General features: G+C 57.8%; 14 protein-coding genes. 5 read left to right on the top strand and 9 right to left on the bottom strand.

Features of this window, described 5'->3' with window-relative positions; genetic code table 11:
* Nucleotides 1-6: 6 nt before the first annotated feature.
* Nucleotides 7-345 (bottom strand): P-II family nitrogen regulator, encoded by a 339-nt coding sequence (locus GOV90_RS18745; RefSeq protein ID WP_170537262.1) that lies wholly within the window; start codon nt 343-345, stop codon nt 7-9.
* Between the two features lie 258 nt (nt 346-603).
* On the opposite strand from GOV90_RS18745, the gene GOV90_RS18740 reads away from it, so the two are divergent.
* Nucleotides 604-2,778 (top strand): transglycosylase domain-containing protein, encoded by a 2,175-nt coding sequence (locus tag GOV90_RS18740; protein ID WP_171096613.1) that lies wholly within the window; start codon nt 604-606, stop codon nt 2,776-2,778.
* Nucleotides 2,779-2,831: 53 nt separating this feature from the next.
* On the opposite strand, the gene leuB is transcribed toward GOV90_RS18740, so the two are convergent.
* Complete coding sequence (gene leuB / locus GOV90_RS18735; RefSeq protein ID WP_171096611.1) at nt 2,832-3,935, bottom strand: 3-isopropylmalate dehydrogenase; 1,104 nt, start codon at nt 3,933-3,935, stop codon at nt 2,832-2,834.
* Between the two features lie 91 nt (nt 3,936-4,026).
* On the opposite strand from leuB, the gene GOV90_RS21260 reads away from it, so the two are divergent.
* A complete protein-coding gene (locus GOV90_RS21260) occupies nt 4,027-4,173 on the top strand; it encodes a hypothetical protein (RefSeq protein ID WP_254429086.1) in 147 nt (48 codons plus the stop codon).
* Nucleotides 4,149-4,553, top strand: a complete 405-nt coding sequence (locus tag GOV90_RS18730) for a redoxin domain-containing protein (RefSeq protein WP_254429085.1) — start codon at nt 4,149-4,151, stop codon at nt 4,551-4,553. Before GOV90_RS21260 ends, GOV90_RS18730 begins: the two co-directional genes overlap by 25 nt.
* 3 nt (nt 4,554-4,556) lie before the next feature.
* Here the strand turns inward: GOV90_RS18730 and GOV90_RS18725 are convergent, their stop codons facing one another.
* Nucleotides 4,557-5,450 (bottom strand): LysR family transcriptional regulator, encoded by an 894-nt coding sequence (locus GOV90_RS18725; RefSeq protein WP_171096609.1) that lies wholly within the window; start codon nt 5,448-5,450, stop codon nt 4,557-4,559.
* 84 nt (nt 5,451-5,534) lie between these two features.
* Here GOV90_RS18725 and GOV90_RS18720 point away from each other — a divergent pair, with 84 nt between their 5' ends.
* Nucleotides 5,535-6,458 (top strand): epimerase, encoded by a 924-nt coding sequence (locus GOV90_RS18720; RefSeq protein WP_171096607.1) that lies wholly within the window; start codon nt 5,535-5,537, stop codon nt 6,456-6,458.
* A 191-nt stretch (nt 6,459-6,649) separates the two neighbouring features.
* Here GOV90_RS18720 and GOV90_RS18715 read toward each other — a convergent pair whose 3' ends face one another.
* From GOV90_RS18715 to leuC, 6 genes are all read right to left on the bottom strand, one after another.
* Nucleotides 6,650-8,497 carry a dihydroxy-acid dehydratase gene (locus GOV90_RS18715; protein WP_256367980.1) on the bottom strand — a complete coding sequence of 616 codons (1,848 nt, stop codon included), beginning with the start codon at nt 8,495-8,497 and terminating at the stop codon, nt 6,650-6,652.
* Between the two features lie 166 nt (nt 8,498-8,663).
* Nucleotides 8,664-9,692 (bottom strand): endonuclease/exonuclease/phosphatase family protein, encoded by a 1,029-nt coding sequence (locus GOV90_RS18710; protein ID WP_171096605.1) that lies wholly within the window; start codon nt 9,690-9,692, stop codon nt 8,664-8,666.
* The gene (locus GOV90_RS18705) at nt 9,689-10,519 is read right to left on the bottom strand and encodes a hypothetical protein (protein WP_171096603.1); all 831 of its coding nucleotides are present in this window, start codon (nt 10,517-10,519) and stop codon (nt 9,689-9,691) included. The genes GOV90_RS18710 and GOV90_RS18705 overlap by 4 nt, the downstream gene beginning before the upstream one ends.
* A gap of 333 nt (nt 10,520-10,852) precedes the next feature.
* Nucleotides 10,853-11,458 (bottom strand): 3-isopropylmalate dehydratase small subunit, encoded by a 606-nt coding sequence (gene leuD, locus GOV90_RS18700; RefSeq protein ID WP_171096601.1) that lies wholly within the window; start codon nt 11,456-11,458, stop codon nt 10,853-10,855.
* Between the two features lie 42 nt (nt 11,459-11,500).
* Nucleotides 11,501-12,046, bottom strand: a complete 546-nt coding sequence (locus GOV90_RS18695; RefSeq protein WP_171096599.1) for an HdeD family acid-resistance protein — start codon at nt 12,044-12,046, stop codon at nt 11,501-11,503.
* 37 nt (nt 12,047-12,083) lie between these two features.
* On the bottom strand, nt 12,084-13,487 hold the full coding sequence (gene leuC / locus GOV90_RS18690) for a 3-isopropylmalate dehydratase large subunit (protein ID WP_171096597.1): 1,404 nt from the start codon (nt 13,485-13,487) through the stop codon (nt 12,084-12,086).
* A 242-nt stretch (nt 13,488-13,729) separates the two neighbouring features.
* Between leuC and GOV90_RS18680 the strand changes: the two genes are divergently transcribed.
* The gene (locus GOV90_RS18680; RefSeq protein ID WP_171096593.1) at nt 13,730-15,082 is read left to right on the top strand and encodes a mechanosensitive ion channel family protein; all 1,353 of its coding nucleotides are present in this window, start codon (nt 13,730-13,732) and stop codon (nt 15,080-15,082) included.
* Nucleotides 15,083-15,217: the final 135 nt, after the last annotated feature.

Here is a 15,217-nt window from a genome sequence, read left to right as displayed (position 1 = left end):
CCGCGCTTACAGCGCTTCCTCGTTGGTTTCCCCGGTTCGCACGCGCAGGGCCTGCTCGACATCGAGGACGAAAATCTTGCCGTCACCGATTTTGCCGGTTTTGGCGGTGTTGGTGATGGTCTCGACGATCTGGTCGGCCATTGTGGCCGGCACCACGATCTCGAGCTTGATCTTGGGGACAAAATTCACGGCGTATTCGGCCCCACGGTAGATTTCGGTGTGACCGGACTGCGAGCCGAAGCCCTTGATTTCGGTCACCATCATGCCGCGCACGCCAGCTTGGGTCAGTGCCTCGCGCACCTCCTCCAGCTTGAACGGCTTGATTGTCGCAATGATCAGTTTCACGTCTTTCCCCTCTGATTGTCCGGCGGGACCGGTTTGTTTGCACCTGCAGAAAAAAAGCGTGAGAGAGTGGTGTAAGAAACGGTGACGGGTCGTAATTGCGCAGCAAAATGGCGCGATGTTGCACAATTTTTGCACAAAACATGCAAGATGATCAAAAAACAGGCAAATTAATGAGGGGAAATTCCGGAAATTCGGACCTCTACATAGACGGGTCGCCGGGGTATGGTGGCGCAAAAGAACAACGGGCAGAGTTTGAGCATGACTGAGTCCAAGCGCCAGAAGCCGCGATTGGTTGCGGACAAAAGATACCCGTCCAAAGGGCGTAAACCGTCGGCGCCCAAGCGCCCGGCGGGTAAAAAATCGACTGCGCGCAAGACCACCACCCGAAAAACCACGCGAAAGACCAAACGCAAAAGATCGGGTGGAAATGGGGGTGGAATCTTCCGTCGTCTGTTCCGCTGGATCTGGAGGCTGATCTGGGGTCTGACCTGGCGCGTGGGTGCAATCGTCGTTGCGCTGATCGCCTTGGCGGTCGGCATCGTCTATACAACTCTGCCCGACGCGGATGCCTTGTTGGACGGGCGCGCGCGCGGGTCAGTGACCTTGCTGGATCGCGATGGCAAGGTTTTTGCCTGGCGCGGGGATCAGTTTGGCGGGGTTATAACGGCGGATACGGTGTCGCCCCATCTGAAGAACGCGGTGATCGCGACCGAGGACAAGCGATTCTATCGCCATTTCGGTGTCAGCCCGCGCGGTGTGGCCAGTGCCGTACGCATCAACCTAAGCGAAGGGCGCGGGCCCTTGTCAGGCCATGGCGGGTCAACCATCACCCAACAGACAGCCAAGTTGCTGTGTCTGGGAGAGCCCTATGATCCGTCTGAATGGGACTCTGAAGCCGCTTACGAGGCCGATTGCCGTCAGGGCTCGCTCTGGCGCAAGGCCAAGGAAGCCGTTTACGCCATGGCGATGGAGGTCAAGTACTCCAAGGACGAGGTTCTGACGATCTACCTGAACCGGGCCTTCTTGGGTGCAGGTGCGCGCGGGTTCGAAGCGGCCAGCCAGCGGTACTTTGGCAAATCCGCAGCCGAAGTTTCCCCTGCTGAGGCCGCGATGCTGGCCGGTCTGCTGGTGGCACCCACCCGGTATGCGCCAACGAATAACCTGCAACGTTCTCAGGACCGGGCACGGCTTGTGATTGGTCTGATGGAGGACCAGGGCTATTTGACCGCAGCACAAGCCAGCGAAGCACGCACCAGACCGGCCGAGCTTTCAGAAGCTGCCGCTGCGCGCGCAGGCGGCTATTTCGCGGATTGGGTCATGGCAAGCGGGCCCGAGTTCTTTACGCGCAACACCACCGAGGATGTGGTGATCCGTACCACTCTGGATCAGCGTATCCAAACCTCTGCTGAAGAAGCGCTGAAGTTCATCTTTCAGGAAAAGGTGCGGGAAGGGTCCGAGGCGCAGGCTGCGATTGTTGTGATGTCTGCGGACGGTGCAGTGCGCGGCATGGTTGGTGGGCGCAAGACGCGGGTTTCAGGTGCGTTTAACCGGGCGACGCAGGCGCTGCGCCAAACGGGATCGTCTTTCAAGCCGTTCGTCTATGCCACCGCGCTGGAACTTGGGTATTCGCCTTTGGATACCGTGATGGATGAACCTTACTGCGTGAACATTCCCGGTTCAGGTCAATGGTGCCCCAAGAACTACACCAACAAGTTCTATGGGCAGGTGACGTTGGCAGACGCGTTGATGAACTCTTTGAACATTCCGGCAGTGAAAGTAGCCGAGATTTCGGGTTTGGATAACGTCCGCACCGTCGCAAGCGGCTTTGGTATTGCCAGCGATCTGGCGCAAGGTCCGGCCTTGGCGTTGGGCGCGTCGGAAAGCACGCTGATCGAGATGACCGGAGCGTATGCCGGTATTCTGAACGGTGGGTCGGCAGTAGAGCCTTATGGCCTGACCGAACTGAAGCTCTTGGGTGATGACACGCCTGTCATGGTCACAACGACCGGTATTGGTGAGCGGGTCATCAACGACACAGCCGCCAAACAGCTGACCTGGATGATGGAGCGTGTGGTGTCCGAAGGTACCGGTGGGCGTGCCAAATTGCCGGGCTGGCAGGTTGCGGGCAAAACAGGCACGACCCAAGCCGCGCGGGATGCGTGGTTCATCGGCTTTACGGCTGACTATGTGACCGGCGTTTGGATGGGGTATGACGACAACACGCCATTGTCTGGCGTAACCGGGGGCGGGCTGCCTGCTGAAATCTGGAAAGAGACCATGCTGCGCGTCACCGAAGGGATGACGCCCACACCTTTGCCGATGATGGCACCGGAACCACCAGTTCAGGTTGCGCAGCCACAGCCCCGGCGCAGGGGAGGCGGCTTTGCCGAGGACATCAATAACCTGCTGAGAAACATTTTCGGGGGCAACTAACAAAAAAGGCGGTGCACCGGGCACCGCCTTTTGTCGTTCGTTTCTTGCGTGGTTTAGACGCTGGCATCCAAAGCTGCCAGGATCGCGTCACCCATTTCGGTGGTAGACACCGGTGTGACGCCTTCATCCGCCAGCAGGTCGCCGGTGCGGACGCCATCAGCCAGAACTTTCTCGATCGCGGCTTCAAGGCGGTCTGCCTCTTCACCCTGATCAAAGCTGTACCGCAGCGCCATGGCAAAGCTGAGGATACAGGCGATCGGGTTGGCTTTGCCTTCACCCGCGATATCCGGGGCCGAGCCGTGCACCGGTTCATACATCGCTTTGGGGCGACCATTGGCCATTGGAGCGCCCAGCGAGGCTGAAGGTAGCATGCCCAGAGAACCCGTCAGCATCGCGGCGCAGTCGGACAGGATGTCACCAAACAGGTTGTCGGTCAGGATCACGTCGAACTGCTTGGGTGCGCGCACCAGCTGCATGGCGCCGTTGTCGGCGTACATATGGCTCAGCTCAACCTCGGGGTAGTCGGCAGCGACACGATTTACGACTTCACGCCACAGGATGCCCGATTCCATCACGTTGGCTTTCTCCATCGAGCACAGCTTTTTGTTCCGGCGCATGGCCAGTTCAAAGGCCGAGCGTGCGGCGCGTTCAATCTCGGATTCGGTGTAACGCTGGGTGTTGATGCCGACGCGTTCGTTGCCTTCTTCGAAGATGCCGCGCGGCTCGCCGAAATAGACGCCCGAGGTCAGCTCGCGCACGATCATGATATCCAGACCGGCAACGATATCCTTTTTCAGAGACGAGAAATCGGCCAGCGCGTCAAAGCACTGGGCCGGGCGCAGGTTGGAATACAGGTCCATCTCTTTGCGCAAGCGCAGCAACCCGCGCTCGGGCTTGAGGCTGAAATCCAGATCGTCGTATTTCGGGCCACCAACAGCACCCAGCAGAACCGCATCCACCTCTTGTGCTTTGGCCATCGTCTTATCAGACAGCGGCTTGCCGTGGGCGTCATAGGCGGCACCGCCGACCAGATCCTCGCTCACGTCAAATTGAAGACCGCGATTGGTGCCGAACCAATCGATGATTCTGCGCACTTCGGCCATAACTTCCGGGCCAATTCCGTCTCCGGGCAGGATGAGGAGCGAGGGGTTGGACATGAAGGGTCTCCTTGCGTTTTGTTGCACAGGCCCTAGCGTCTGCAGTGCATCGGGTCAATGAGACGAACCCGTCAAAACGCGAGGAAAACACATGCTGACACCTGGAAATCCGGTTCCTGCGCTGAAAATCGAAACCGTTGCGCATGGCAGCTTCGATCTTGAGGCAGACAAGGGCGAAAACGGAACGCTGGTGATTCAATATCGGGGGTTGCATTGCCGATCTGCGTCAAGCAGATGACCGAGGTCGAGGCGGTGCTGGACGATTTTGCGGCGCTGGGCGTCGAGGTCATCATGATCACAACTGATACCGCCGAACGTGCCGCCGAAACAGCCGAGAAAGCCGGAGCGTCACGCTTGCGCGTGGGTCACAGCCTGCCATTGGCTGCCGCGCGCGAGGATTGGGGTCTGAACATCTCGACCAAGCGCGAGGGCAGCGCCGAGCCGGACCTTTTCGCAGAGCCCGGTCATTTCTATATCGCACCCGATCGGACGCTCTATTACGCGTGGCAGCAAACCACACCGTTTGGGCGCCCTTCCATGGCGGATATTGCGGGTGGTCTGAAGTTCACGCTGGGCAACAATTACCCTGCGCGCGGGACTTATACAGGGCCGCTTTGACCTTCAAAGACTGGCTTTGAGTCCTTCGGCCAAAAGATCCCAGACCCTGCGAATACGCGGGGTCTGGCGCATGGCTTGCGGCGCGGCCAGCCACACCGGCATTTTCTTGATCTCGACCCCAATATCCAGAATTTCGACCAGAGGATCGGCCTCGGCCACCTGAATCTGACTGAATCCCAGTCCGCAGCCTGCTCGGATCAATTCCCAATACACGGTCTGGTGGTCGCATCGGGTGGCAAAGGCATCGCGCCCAACGTTCCAACCCCTTTCCTGCATCGAAGCAATTATGCGGTCATCCGTATCAAACCCCACCAGATCATGCTGGAACACTTCTTCTGGCGAGGTCGGGCGACCTGCGCGATCCAAATAGCTTTTAGCAGCGCAAAAACATAGCGAGATCTCGCCCAGATGTCGGGTCAGAATGTCCATCTGCTCGGGGCGGTACATGCGCACAGCAATATCGGCTTCTCGGAACAGCAGGTTTTCGGTGGCGTCCGTGGCAACCAGTTCCAACTGAATCGCAGGTTCCTGTTGTCGGATATGGGCCAGTATCGGCGGCAGGATGTGGTTCGATGCAAAGACCGACGCGGTAATGCGCACCGTTCCGTCCAGCTGCTGTGACTGACCCGCTGCCGTCATGCTGAAAGCATTCATTGCCGTGTGCATCTGTTGCGCCATTGGCAGCAATTGATGACCCACATCGCTCAGCTTCAGCCCTCTTGCGTGTCGTTCGAAAAGAGAAACCTCCAGCTCGGCTTCCAGGGTTTGAATCTGTCGTCCCAATGTGGGCTGGCTGCGCTCCAGCTGTCGGGCTGCGGCAGAAAGGGATCCGGTTTCGGCCACCGCCAGAAAGCTTTGAATCAGGGACCAGTCGGCATGTGTGAGGGCTTTGTCCATTCAAAAATGAATACATGATCTGCAATTTGGGGCAATTCCCTATTGCTTTCCCATGGGTAATCTCTGACCCAACAGGAGGGAACCATGCCGCAATCCGTACTTATTCTGGGGGCCACCGGCCGATTTGGTCGCAATGCCGCGCTGGCATTTCGCGATGCCGGGTGGACTGTATTCAGCTTTGACCGAGCGCGCGATACGTTGGAACAGGCTGCTCGCGGAATGGACGTTATCGTCAATGGCTGGAATCCACCCTACCCCGATTGGGCAGGTCTTGTACTGGGCCTGCACCAACAGGTGATTAAGGTGGCGGAGGAGACCGGGGCAACCGTTTTGGTGCCGGGAAACGTCTATGTCTTTGGACCTGAAGCACCGGGTCCTTGGTATGGTGGAACACCGCACAAGGCGCGCAACCCTTTGGGTCGTGTCAGAATAGAGATGGAGGAAGCCTATCGCCGCTCGACCGCGCGGACCATCATTCTGCGTGCCGGGGATTTCATTGACACATGTGCCTCGGGCAACTGGTTTGATCAGGTCATGATAAAACACCTTGCCAAAGGACGGCTGGTCTACCCCGGCAACCCTGACATCCCGCATGCATGGGCCTATCTACCGGATCTGGCCCATGCCACCGTGCTGTTGGCCGAAAAGCGTCATGAGTTGCCCCGGTTTTGCGATGTCCCATTCGAAGGTTACACCTTGACCGGATCACAGATTGCAAGCGCGCTGTCGCGGGTCACAGGACGGTCAATAGCAGTAAAGCCAATGCAGTGGTGGCCCTTGCATTTGGCCCGACCATTTTGGCGTATGGCCCCGCACCTGCTTGAGATGCGGTATCTTTGGCAGGTGCCTCATCAGTTGGACGGCACGCACCTTGCCGAGTTGCTGGGCGCGGTGCCGCAGACTGATTTGGATGTTGCCCTGTGTTCTGCGATTCCAACGCAGCTTGTAGCCCCACCGCCCGCGACCCGGTCCGTCGGCGGCGGTCTGTTGAAAGCTGCCAACAACTGACCTTCGTCGCGTTTACTTTGAACGGTGAGAGGTACGCGGCTCAAGAGCGCGCCAGACCTCGCGCTGCCAGTCCAAGTGGCTGTGGCGGAGCGGCGGATGCCACTGCGAACAGTTTTCATGATTGTTGGATCTGATCCTTCAACGGGTGCGCCAACACCCCAGAAGGATCAACCACTGCGTCGTTTGAGGTTTTATGACCTCGACCTGTTTGTTGGCAAAAACCCTGAGAGCTGAGGCTCACGAGGCGTGTTGACCCACAGCTCACGGTCCGGGTGCATACCGCCACCGCGCACAGCGGGCACGGCAGATGACCGCATCCGGTGCAAAAGGCGGGTATCCGCTGTCCCGCAAAGTGGATGTACGCCGCCGTTTCCAGCCACCTCGGCTTCCCAGCGCGCCTTGCGTTCAGCAACTACATTCGGGTCGTCCAAAACCGGCGCGTTCAGCTCGTTCACATTCAGATCGGCAATGATCTCGTCGCCGTCTTCGACCAGAGCAATCGGGCCACCCAAAGCGGCCTCAGGTCCGACATGCCCAATGACCAGCCCGACCGATCCGCCCGAAAAACGCGCGTCGGTCATCAGAGCCACCGTGATCCCCCGTTCGCGGCACAGGGTCGTGATCCGTGCTGTTGCGTCCAGCATCTCGGGCATGCCCGGCGCGCCTGACGGCCCTTCGTACCGAACAATGATCATATCATTGTCTTCAAATCCCATCGGGTTAGTGTCGAGCATCTCAAGCAGGCGGGCTTCGCCCTCGAACACCCTCGCTTTACCTCGGAACACGTTGTCCTCAAGTCCGCGCTCGACACCTGCAAGCTTCAAAATGGCGCTGAATTCCGGAGACAGATTACCGCCCAGAAGGCGCAGGCCACCCGTTTCTTTAAAGGGCGCTGACACAGGATAGATCACCGTGCCGTCCGGTGCGGCAGCGCCCAGACGTTCGACCTGTTCCGCCAGAGTTTCGCCAGTGCACGTCGGCGCGTCGCCATTGACCATGCCAGCGTCGATCAGTTCCTTGACGATCACTTGCACACCGCCGACCCTGTCGATGTCCACCATCGAATAGCGGCCGTAGGGTCGTGCGTCTGTCAGGACCGGAACGATTTTCTGAGACCATTCATTGAACTCTTCTGGCGTGACAATGTCTTTCCAGAAATTCGCGTAACCTGCCGCACGTGCGATCTCGGGCGCGTGCAGAACCACGTTGGTCGAGCCGCCGATCGCCATCGCAACAGTCAACGCGTTGCGCAGTGAGTCGCGCCCGACGATGTCGCGGGGTCGCGTGCCGTTTTCAATCAACTTGGCAAGGTAGCCTACCAACTGGGACGGAAACTCTTCCATGCGGCGTGGGTCGTCCGAAGGCGGTGCCACCATATGCAATGGCTGCATGCCCACAACGCCGATAAAGGTTTGCATCGTATTGTAGGTGAAAATCCCACCGCACGATCCAATGCCGGGGCAGGCAAGGCAGGCGATGCGTTTGCGGTATGCGGCGTCCTCGCTCCCGGCGACTTGATAGGCGGCGATGATGTCCAGCATTTCGCCGGTTTCCGGGTCTTTCGAGGGGTGAATGGACCCATCGGACATCATGATCGCGGGTTGGTTGTGTTCAAGCAAAGCAGCCAGGGTACCAACCGGTGGCTTGTCACATGCCACCACAGCAATTGTGCCCCCCAAGCCGGAGGCTGAGAGATGTTCGGAAAACACGTCGTTGGTCACTTCGCGCCCGATGAGTGAATAGCGCATTTCGCGCGTTCCATTGCGGATGCCATCGGATGTCGCGATAGAGTATTCGGGCTGAACCAGACGCATGGCGATCTTGCCTGCGTCTTTGCCGATCTGGTCCCGCAGAACGGCGTGTATTGCTTCGACTTTGGGCTGCACGCCAAGATAGCACTGGCTGTCGCCTTTTGTGCCCACAACCCCAACAGAGGGCGCATGGATCAAATCCTCGTCCGTGCCAAGCTCGCGCGCAATGCCATAAGCCTGAGAGTTGCGTCCAGGATGGTCGTCGATCAGTACAGGATTCTTAGCCACGAGGTTCCTCCAATATCTACTTCTGAGCGGAACCTGTTTTTATCGGCTCCGCCTAACACTGTGCGCAGGCAGGTATGAAAGTTCCTAAGCAGTGAAACGCATACGAGTGGTTCCGTCAATGAAACTCAAATTGGCGTCGTTTGCTTAAAATATCTCGGGCCGTGTCTTACGGCAGTGTGACGTCGACCCAGACCAACCGGTGCCTGCTTGCTTGATCCGCGTCTTCCCGCAGCGGCGCATCTTCCTTGGGCCAGAGAACGCCTGAATCCAAGACACGCAGGTCGCGGGACGGCAAAACAAAATCAACGCGCATTTCACCCGTGGCTTTCCAGTCGACCGTTGCGATTGACCCTGTTGGATCTGTTGGCAGTGGGTCCTGTACAACGGGATTTTCCAAAAGGGCGTGAATGGCCTGTTTGTGGCCCTCGCCGCGCGACGGGTCCAGATTGGCATCCCCGGCGATGACGAAGGGATCTTTGGGAACCGGTCCCAAATCGCCGTTCAGCAGGACGGACCAGAACCGAATCTCATCCCGATTACGCAATCCGTTGCGATCTTCTGGCCCATCGAAAACCGGGGGCGCCGCGTGAAAGGTCATCAGGCCGAGCCGCCCCAAGGGGGTATCAATAGGCACCACCCAATGCGCGGTGGAAGACAGGCGTTGCGTTTTGTGCGCTGCTTCAGACGGGAAGGGGTGGTCATCTACAAAGGGTAAAACCGCGCCCGGAAGATCTTGCCAAAGCAGTTCAGAAAAACTCAAAATCTCGTCGGTGATGATTTCATAACGGGATAAAATCGCCAGCCCGCCCTGTCCGGTGAATTGGCCCCAGCCTTGCGCATCACCGGGACCGTGTGTGCGACCGTCTCCGTCCAGATCCAGCGCTGTTTCCAGGCCAGCGTTGGGCTGCGCAGCATAGAAGTAGCCATAATCCACACCAGCATTGCGCAGTTTCTGGGACAGGGCTTGGATCGCGGCCCCTTCCAGATCCCAGTCGATACCTTGAAGGGCGATAATGTCAGGTTGTGCAGCTGAAATTACACTGACAACCGCAAGAACCTGCGGGTCATCTCTGCCAATGTCCCGCAGCAAAAGCGCGGGGCCTTTTCGGCTAAGCTCGGTATTGTAGGTGGCGATGCGCACGACCTCTGCCTGCGCCGAGAACGGCAACAGAAACAGGACAAGTGCGCGGATCATGCGGCTTGTGTAGTCTCGCTGGTTGAATAAGCACGGCGCTTTTCAACGATAAGTCCTGCGATACGCAGGGTTGCGACACCGCGCATGATCATGCTGGCGGGCAGGAAAGCCCAAGCGCTCATCGTCCAGATCAGTGTCTGGGGATTGTTCAGAGAAATAGGGGCGATCACGCTGCTCATCAGCTTGATGACGGCCGGAATGAGGAAGGGCAGCAGAATGCCGATACAGATGTTCAGGCGGCCATCTCGTTGCAGTCGGGTAACGACATCTCCGCCTTTGGTGGGGTCGAACAGCGGAAGGTTTGTCCACACATTGAAGGCCCCGTTTCCGGTTGGCCATCCACGAACTTTGACCGCATATGCAAAGCTGGCGATGGTCACCAGAGCCGCGACATAGGCTACGCCGGCTGTAACCCGGACCAGTTCGATCAGCGACTGGCTGGCATCCGCTGGCAGCATCAGCACGATCAGGCGCACCGGAGAATAGGGGAAGTCCACCACATTGGCGACCGCAAGACCGACGCCATAAGCGAATGCTGTCAATTCGGTTGGATCAAAAATGTTTTTGCAGATCAGCGTCAGGAACGTGACCATCGACATCAGGCCAACAAACCGAAGTCGGTTTACCGGCGGCGCATCGCGGAATTCGATAAAGCTGGGAAACGCCGAGTTATACTCGGCGAACGTCAGTATGAACGCGAGGATCGCGAGGAAGACCAGAATCTCGGTCCCATTCGTCGATGATACAGGCAGGTACAACGCGGGAGTCAGCACCATCAGTGCCACAAGTACTCCGCGTATCGCCGCCCCTGTTGTGCGTGCAATCACATTCCGAACCCTTTTTCAAACCAGACCAGCCGATCTTTGCCGACTTGAATCCAACTTGTGCCCGTCTCCTCTCGTCTTTGCGACGGATGCCTCGTTAGCGCCAAGATGGACGATAAGCGGCATTTCGCTCAAGACAGGGTGCAGAAAACACGCGATTTCGGGCAAAAAGATGGCGCAACTGGTGCGGGATTGCATCAATTTGGACGCAAATCCGACGTGTATCTCAAAATGAGACCAAGATGTTGTGGTTGCTCGAAAATCAACCCCAAGAATGAGAACGGGGCCGCCTGAGCGACCCCGTTAGGTTGAGTATCCACAGATTCGTCCCCAGAATCAGACCCAGGGGCGGGCTTGACTGGCGTGATCTTCGAATTTGTCGATGTGGTGGTCTTTTTCCATTGTCAGGCCGATATCGTCCAGACCGTTCAGCAAGCAGTGCTTGCGGTGCGGGTCGATGTCGAATTCGATGACCACTCCGTCCGAAGTGGTGATCTGCTGATCTTCCAGATGAACGGTCATGCGGGCGTTTTCACCCTTGTGCGCGTCTTCCATCAGAATCGCGTGGTGCTCTTCCTCGACCACGATGGGCAGGATGCCGTTCTTGAAGCAGTTGTTAAAGAAGATGTCGGCAAAGCTGGTCGAGATTACAACCTTGATGCCGAAATCCTTGATCGCCCAAGGTGCGTGTTCGCGGGAAGAGCCGCAGCCGAAATTGTCGCCTGCGACCAGAATCTCGGTCTGGCGATAGGCGGGTTTGTTCAGAACGAACTCTTCGTTCTCGCCGCCATGATCGTGATAACGCATCTCGTCAAACAGAACGACGCCCAGGCCGGACCGTTTGATGGTTTTCAAGTGCACTTTGGGGATGATCATATCCGTGTCGATATTGATCAACGGCATTGGGGCGGCCACCCCGTGGACTTTTTCAAACTTTTCCATGTTCACACTCCTGCGAGAGAGGGCCGCGCCCGTGTCCCGCGTTTAAGCTTCTTTTGTTTCGTCTTTGGGTGCGTTCTTGACGAAGAACGCCATGAAGACCAATCCGAACCCGTTGAACAGCATCTCGATGCCCAGGAAGATGCCCAAGATGCTCAGCAGCACCTGAGGTTCGCTTCCTACATAGGTCCAGATGATACCGGCCAGGATGATCGACAAGATGCCCGAGATCATCGTGGGCCAGAAAAACTGTGTTCCTTTCATCTGGAACGACAGAATGACCCGCGCGATGCCGCCTGCCATGAACAGAATCAGCATCACAGTCGCCAGCGTCAGCGTGCCCTGTAGCGGGTGATCCAGAAAGGACCAGCCCAGAAACAGCATGACCGCACCCATGATGAGCGACAGGATCTTGTTGCCGGTGCCTTCAACGGTGAAACCGCCGACAACCTGCAAGGCGCCCGAGATCAGAAGCAACGCTCCGGTCACGACCGTAACGGCCACAGACGCTACAATTGGCGCGCCCAGCACAAAGATACCGAACGCTATGGACAGAAGCCCCAGCAGGAGCCATTTGATCCAGTCACTCATGTTTTCAATCCCTCAAATATCTAGATATGAGGGCAGCTTACATCAGTTCTCTGACGTCTGTAAGACGTCCTGTGATTGCTGCGGCGGCTGCCATGGCTGGGCTCAGTAGGTGAGTACGCCCACCCCGACCCTGACGGCCTTCGAAGTTGCGGTTCGAAGTTGCGGCACAGCGCTCGCCCGGTTGCAACTGGTCGGGGTTCATCGCCAGACACATCGAGCATCCTGCCAGACGCCATTCGAACCCGGCCTCTTTGAAGATTTCGGCCAGACCTTCTTCTTCGGCCTGCGCGCGAACCAGACCCGAACCGGGCACGACCATGGCGCGCATCCCGTCCTTGATCTTTTTACCTTTCAGAATCTCGGCCGCGGCGCGCAGGTCTTCGATGCGGCCATTGGTGCAGGACCCGATGAACACGGTGTCGATTTCCACATCGCTGAGCTTCTGACCAGCTTCGAGCCCCATGTATTCGATCGAACGGCGGGCCGCATCGACCTTGCCGCCTTCGAAGTCTTCGGGGTGAGGCACAGAGGCGGTGATCGGCAGAACATCCTCAGGGCTGGTGCCCCAAGTCACGACCGGCGCTATGTCTTCGCCGCGCAATGTGATGACCTTGTCGAAATGCGCGCCCTCATCGGTATAGAGCGTTTTCCACCAGTCCATCGCAGCTTCCCACTGAGCGCCTTTGGGGGCGTGCGGACGGCCTTTGACGTATTCGAACGTGGTCTCATCCGGCGCGATCAGGCCAGCGCGGGCTCCGCCTTCGATGGCCATGTTGCAGACCGTCATACGGCCTTCCATCGACAGATCACGGATCGCTTCACCGCAATATTCGATGACATAGCCAGTACCACCTGCGGTTCCGGTCTCACCGATCACGGCCAGAGTGATGTCCTTGGCGGTCACACCCGGCTGCAGTTTGCCGGTGATTTCCACCTTCATGTTCTTGGATTTTTTCTGGATCAGGGTCTGCGTGGCCAGAACATGTTCAACCTCGGACGTGCCGATACCGTGGGCCAGTGCGCCAAACGCGCCGTGGGTCGCGGTATGGCTGTCGCCGCACACAACGGTCATGCCGGGCAGGGTCCAGCCTTGCTCGGGGCCGACAATGTGCACGATACCCTGACGGACGTCATTCACCGGATAATAGTGAATGCCGAAATCCTTGGCGTTCTTGTCCAGAGCTTCGACCTGAATGCGCGATTCCGGGTTTTCGATCCCGTTCACGCGGTCCGGTGTGGTCGGAACGTTGTGGTCCGGCACGGCAATGGTCTTTTCCGGTGCGCGTACCTTGCGGCCTGCCATGCGCAGCCCTTCAAAGGCTTGCGGGCTGGTCACTTCGTGCACCAGATGGCGGTCGATATAAAGCAGGCAGGTGCCATCATCGGCTTCGTGCGCGACATGAGCATCCCAGATCTTGTCGTAGAGTGTTTTGGGGGACATCGGTCCACTCCCGTATTTTAATGAGAATTGGCTGGCGAATTGGCTCAGGCTGCGGTTAGGCGCGCCAGAACCGTGCGGGCGGCCCCAAAGAACCGTTCACGCAGGCGCGTGCGGTCTTGCAGTTTCGGAGCTGGGGCCAAGTTGAGTCTCATGCGATCCAGATATATCGGGCTTGGCTGTCAATCAAGGTTCAATCCGGTGTCAGACTTGCATCGCCCGGCGTTGCTGTCCAAGCTGTGAATATGAACCAGGACCTGATCCCCAGCTCGCTGTCGGACCTCTACAACAACATGGTCGGGGCCTTTTCAATTCAGTTTGAAAGACTAATCGAGCTTGTCGTTACACCCGGGTGGCGGCAGTATCAGCTGATCATCATCCTGTTTCTGTGGTTGCTGGCGTTCCTGTTGAAGGTCCTGACGCAATCCAGATGGGAAGCTTGGGCACGCGCGCGCAGCGGATGGCCAAAGTGGCGCTTGCGAGTGCTGGTGCAGCTCATGCAGCGACTGACACTGGTGTATTTCGTTCTTTTCTCTTGGTCGCTGTATCTGATCATGCAGCACGTTACCTGGCCGTCGCGCAGCTATTTCATCGGTGTGCTGGCGACGCTGGCAACGGCTTGGCTGGCGATTGCGCTTGTTGCAAGGCTTGTCCGCAACCGCACGCTGCGGCGGATCTTCAAATGGGCCATGTGGGTCTATGCAACGTTAATTGCATTGAACCTGACCGACGACGTTTCAGGCTTTCTGGACGGTGTAGCGATTTCCATCGGGGATCTGCACATTTCGGCGCTGGGCATTCTCAAGGCGATCCTGCTGATAGGTATCCTGTTGACGCTGGCCCGCGTTGGCACGCGCGCGGCTGAACGTGGATTGCAGAGCAACGATGACATTACCCCCTCAATGCAGGTGCTTTTGGCAAAGGGCATTCAGGTTTTGCTCTATGGGGCGGTGTTTTTGGCAGCTATCCGAACGCTCGGATTTGATCTGACCGGGATTGCATTGCTGTCGGGCGCAATCGGTGTTGGCATCGGGTTCGGCTTGCAGAAAGTCGTGTCAAACCTGATCTCGGGAATCATCATTCTGATGGACCGCTCGATCAAGCCCGGCGACGTGATTTCGCTGGGCGATACCTTCGGTTGGATCAATGCGCTGGGTGCGCGCTATGTCTCGGTCGTCACGCGGGACGGGCGCGAATACCTGATCCCGAACGAGGACCTGATTACCAATCAAGTGGTGAACTGGTCTCATTCCGACAAATTCGTGCGGCTGGATCTGGATTTTGGCACCAGCTATGACGACGACCCCCATCATGTGCGTGCGACAGCGATCAAAGCGGTCAAAGCGGTGACCCGGGTCCTCAGCGGAGGCTCGCACGAGCCGGTCTGTCACATCACCGGGTTCGGCGATAGCAGCGTGGACTACGTTCTAAGGTTCTGGATCAGCGACCCGACCAAGGGCCTGACCAATATCCGCGGCAATGTCTATCTTGCGCTATGGGACGCATTTAAGGATGAAGGCATCTCGATCCCCTTCCCGCAGCGCGAAGTTCGTTTGCTGCCGAACGGCGCAGAGCAGCAACAGATCACCAAAGAGTGAGCGAACGTGCGGGCACCTGTCTGGCCTTTCATTGAAATGTTGCAATCCCCTTGTTACCTTATTAGTACCCCGGCGCCGGGGTTTCATGGCGCGCAGCAAAGGAGGACTATGTCCTGTCTCTACATACACAGGCGG

The organism is Ruegeria sp. HKCCA5929 (assembly GCF_013034525.1).
Lineage (GTDB): Bacteria > Pseudomonadota > Alphaproteobacteria > Rhodobacterales > Rhodobacteraceae > Ruegeria.
Note: the sequence above shows the minus strand (reverse complement) of the source record. Positions and strands in the feature narration are given on the sequence as shown.

Coding starts and splice junctions, on each gene's coding strand:
- GOV90_RS18680 (WP_171096593.1), top strand. CDS start 13,730: ATGAACCAGGACCTGATCCCCAGCTCGCTGTCGGACCTCTACAACAAC.
- leuC (WP_171096597.1), bottom strand. CDS start 13,487: ATGTCCCCCAAAACACTCTACGACAAGATCTGGGATGCTCATGTCGCG.
- GOV90_RS18695 (WP_171096599.1), bottom strand. CDS start 12,046: ATGAGTGACTGGATCAAATGGCTCCTGCTGGGGCTTCTGTCCATAGCG.
- GOV90_RS18710 (WP_171096605.1), bottom strand. CDS start 9,692: ATGATCCGCGCACTTGTCCTGTTTCTGTTGCCGTTCTCGGCGCAGGCA.
- GOV90_RS18720 (WP_171096607.1), top strand. CDS start 5,535: ATGCCGCAATCCGTACTTATTCTGGGGGCCACCGGCCGATTTGGTCGC.
- leuB (WP_171096611.1), bottom strand. CDS start 3,935: ATGTCCAACCCCTCGCTCCTCATCCTGCCCGGAGACGGAATTGGCCCG.
- GOV90_RS18740 (WP_171096613.1), top strand. CDS start 604: ATGACTGAGTCCAAGCGCCAGAAGCCGCGATTGGTTGCGGACAAAAGA.
- GOV90_RS18725 (WP_171096609.1), bottom strand. CDS start 5,450: ATGGACAAAGCCCTCACACATGCCGACTGGTCCCTGATTCAAAGCTTT.
- leuD (WP_171096601.1), bottom strand. CDS start 11,458: ATGGAAAAGTTTGAAAAAGTCCACGGGGTGGCCGCCCCAATGCCGTTG.
- GOV90_RS21260 (WP_254429086.1), top strand. CDS start 4,027: ATGCTGACACCTGGAAATCCGGTTCCTGCGCTGAAAATCGAAACCGTT.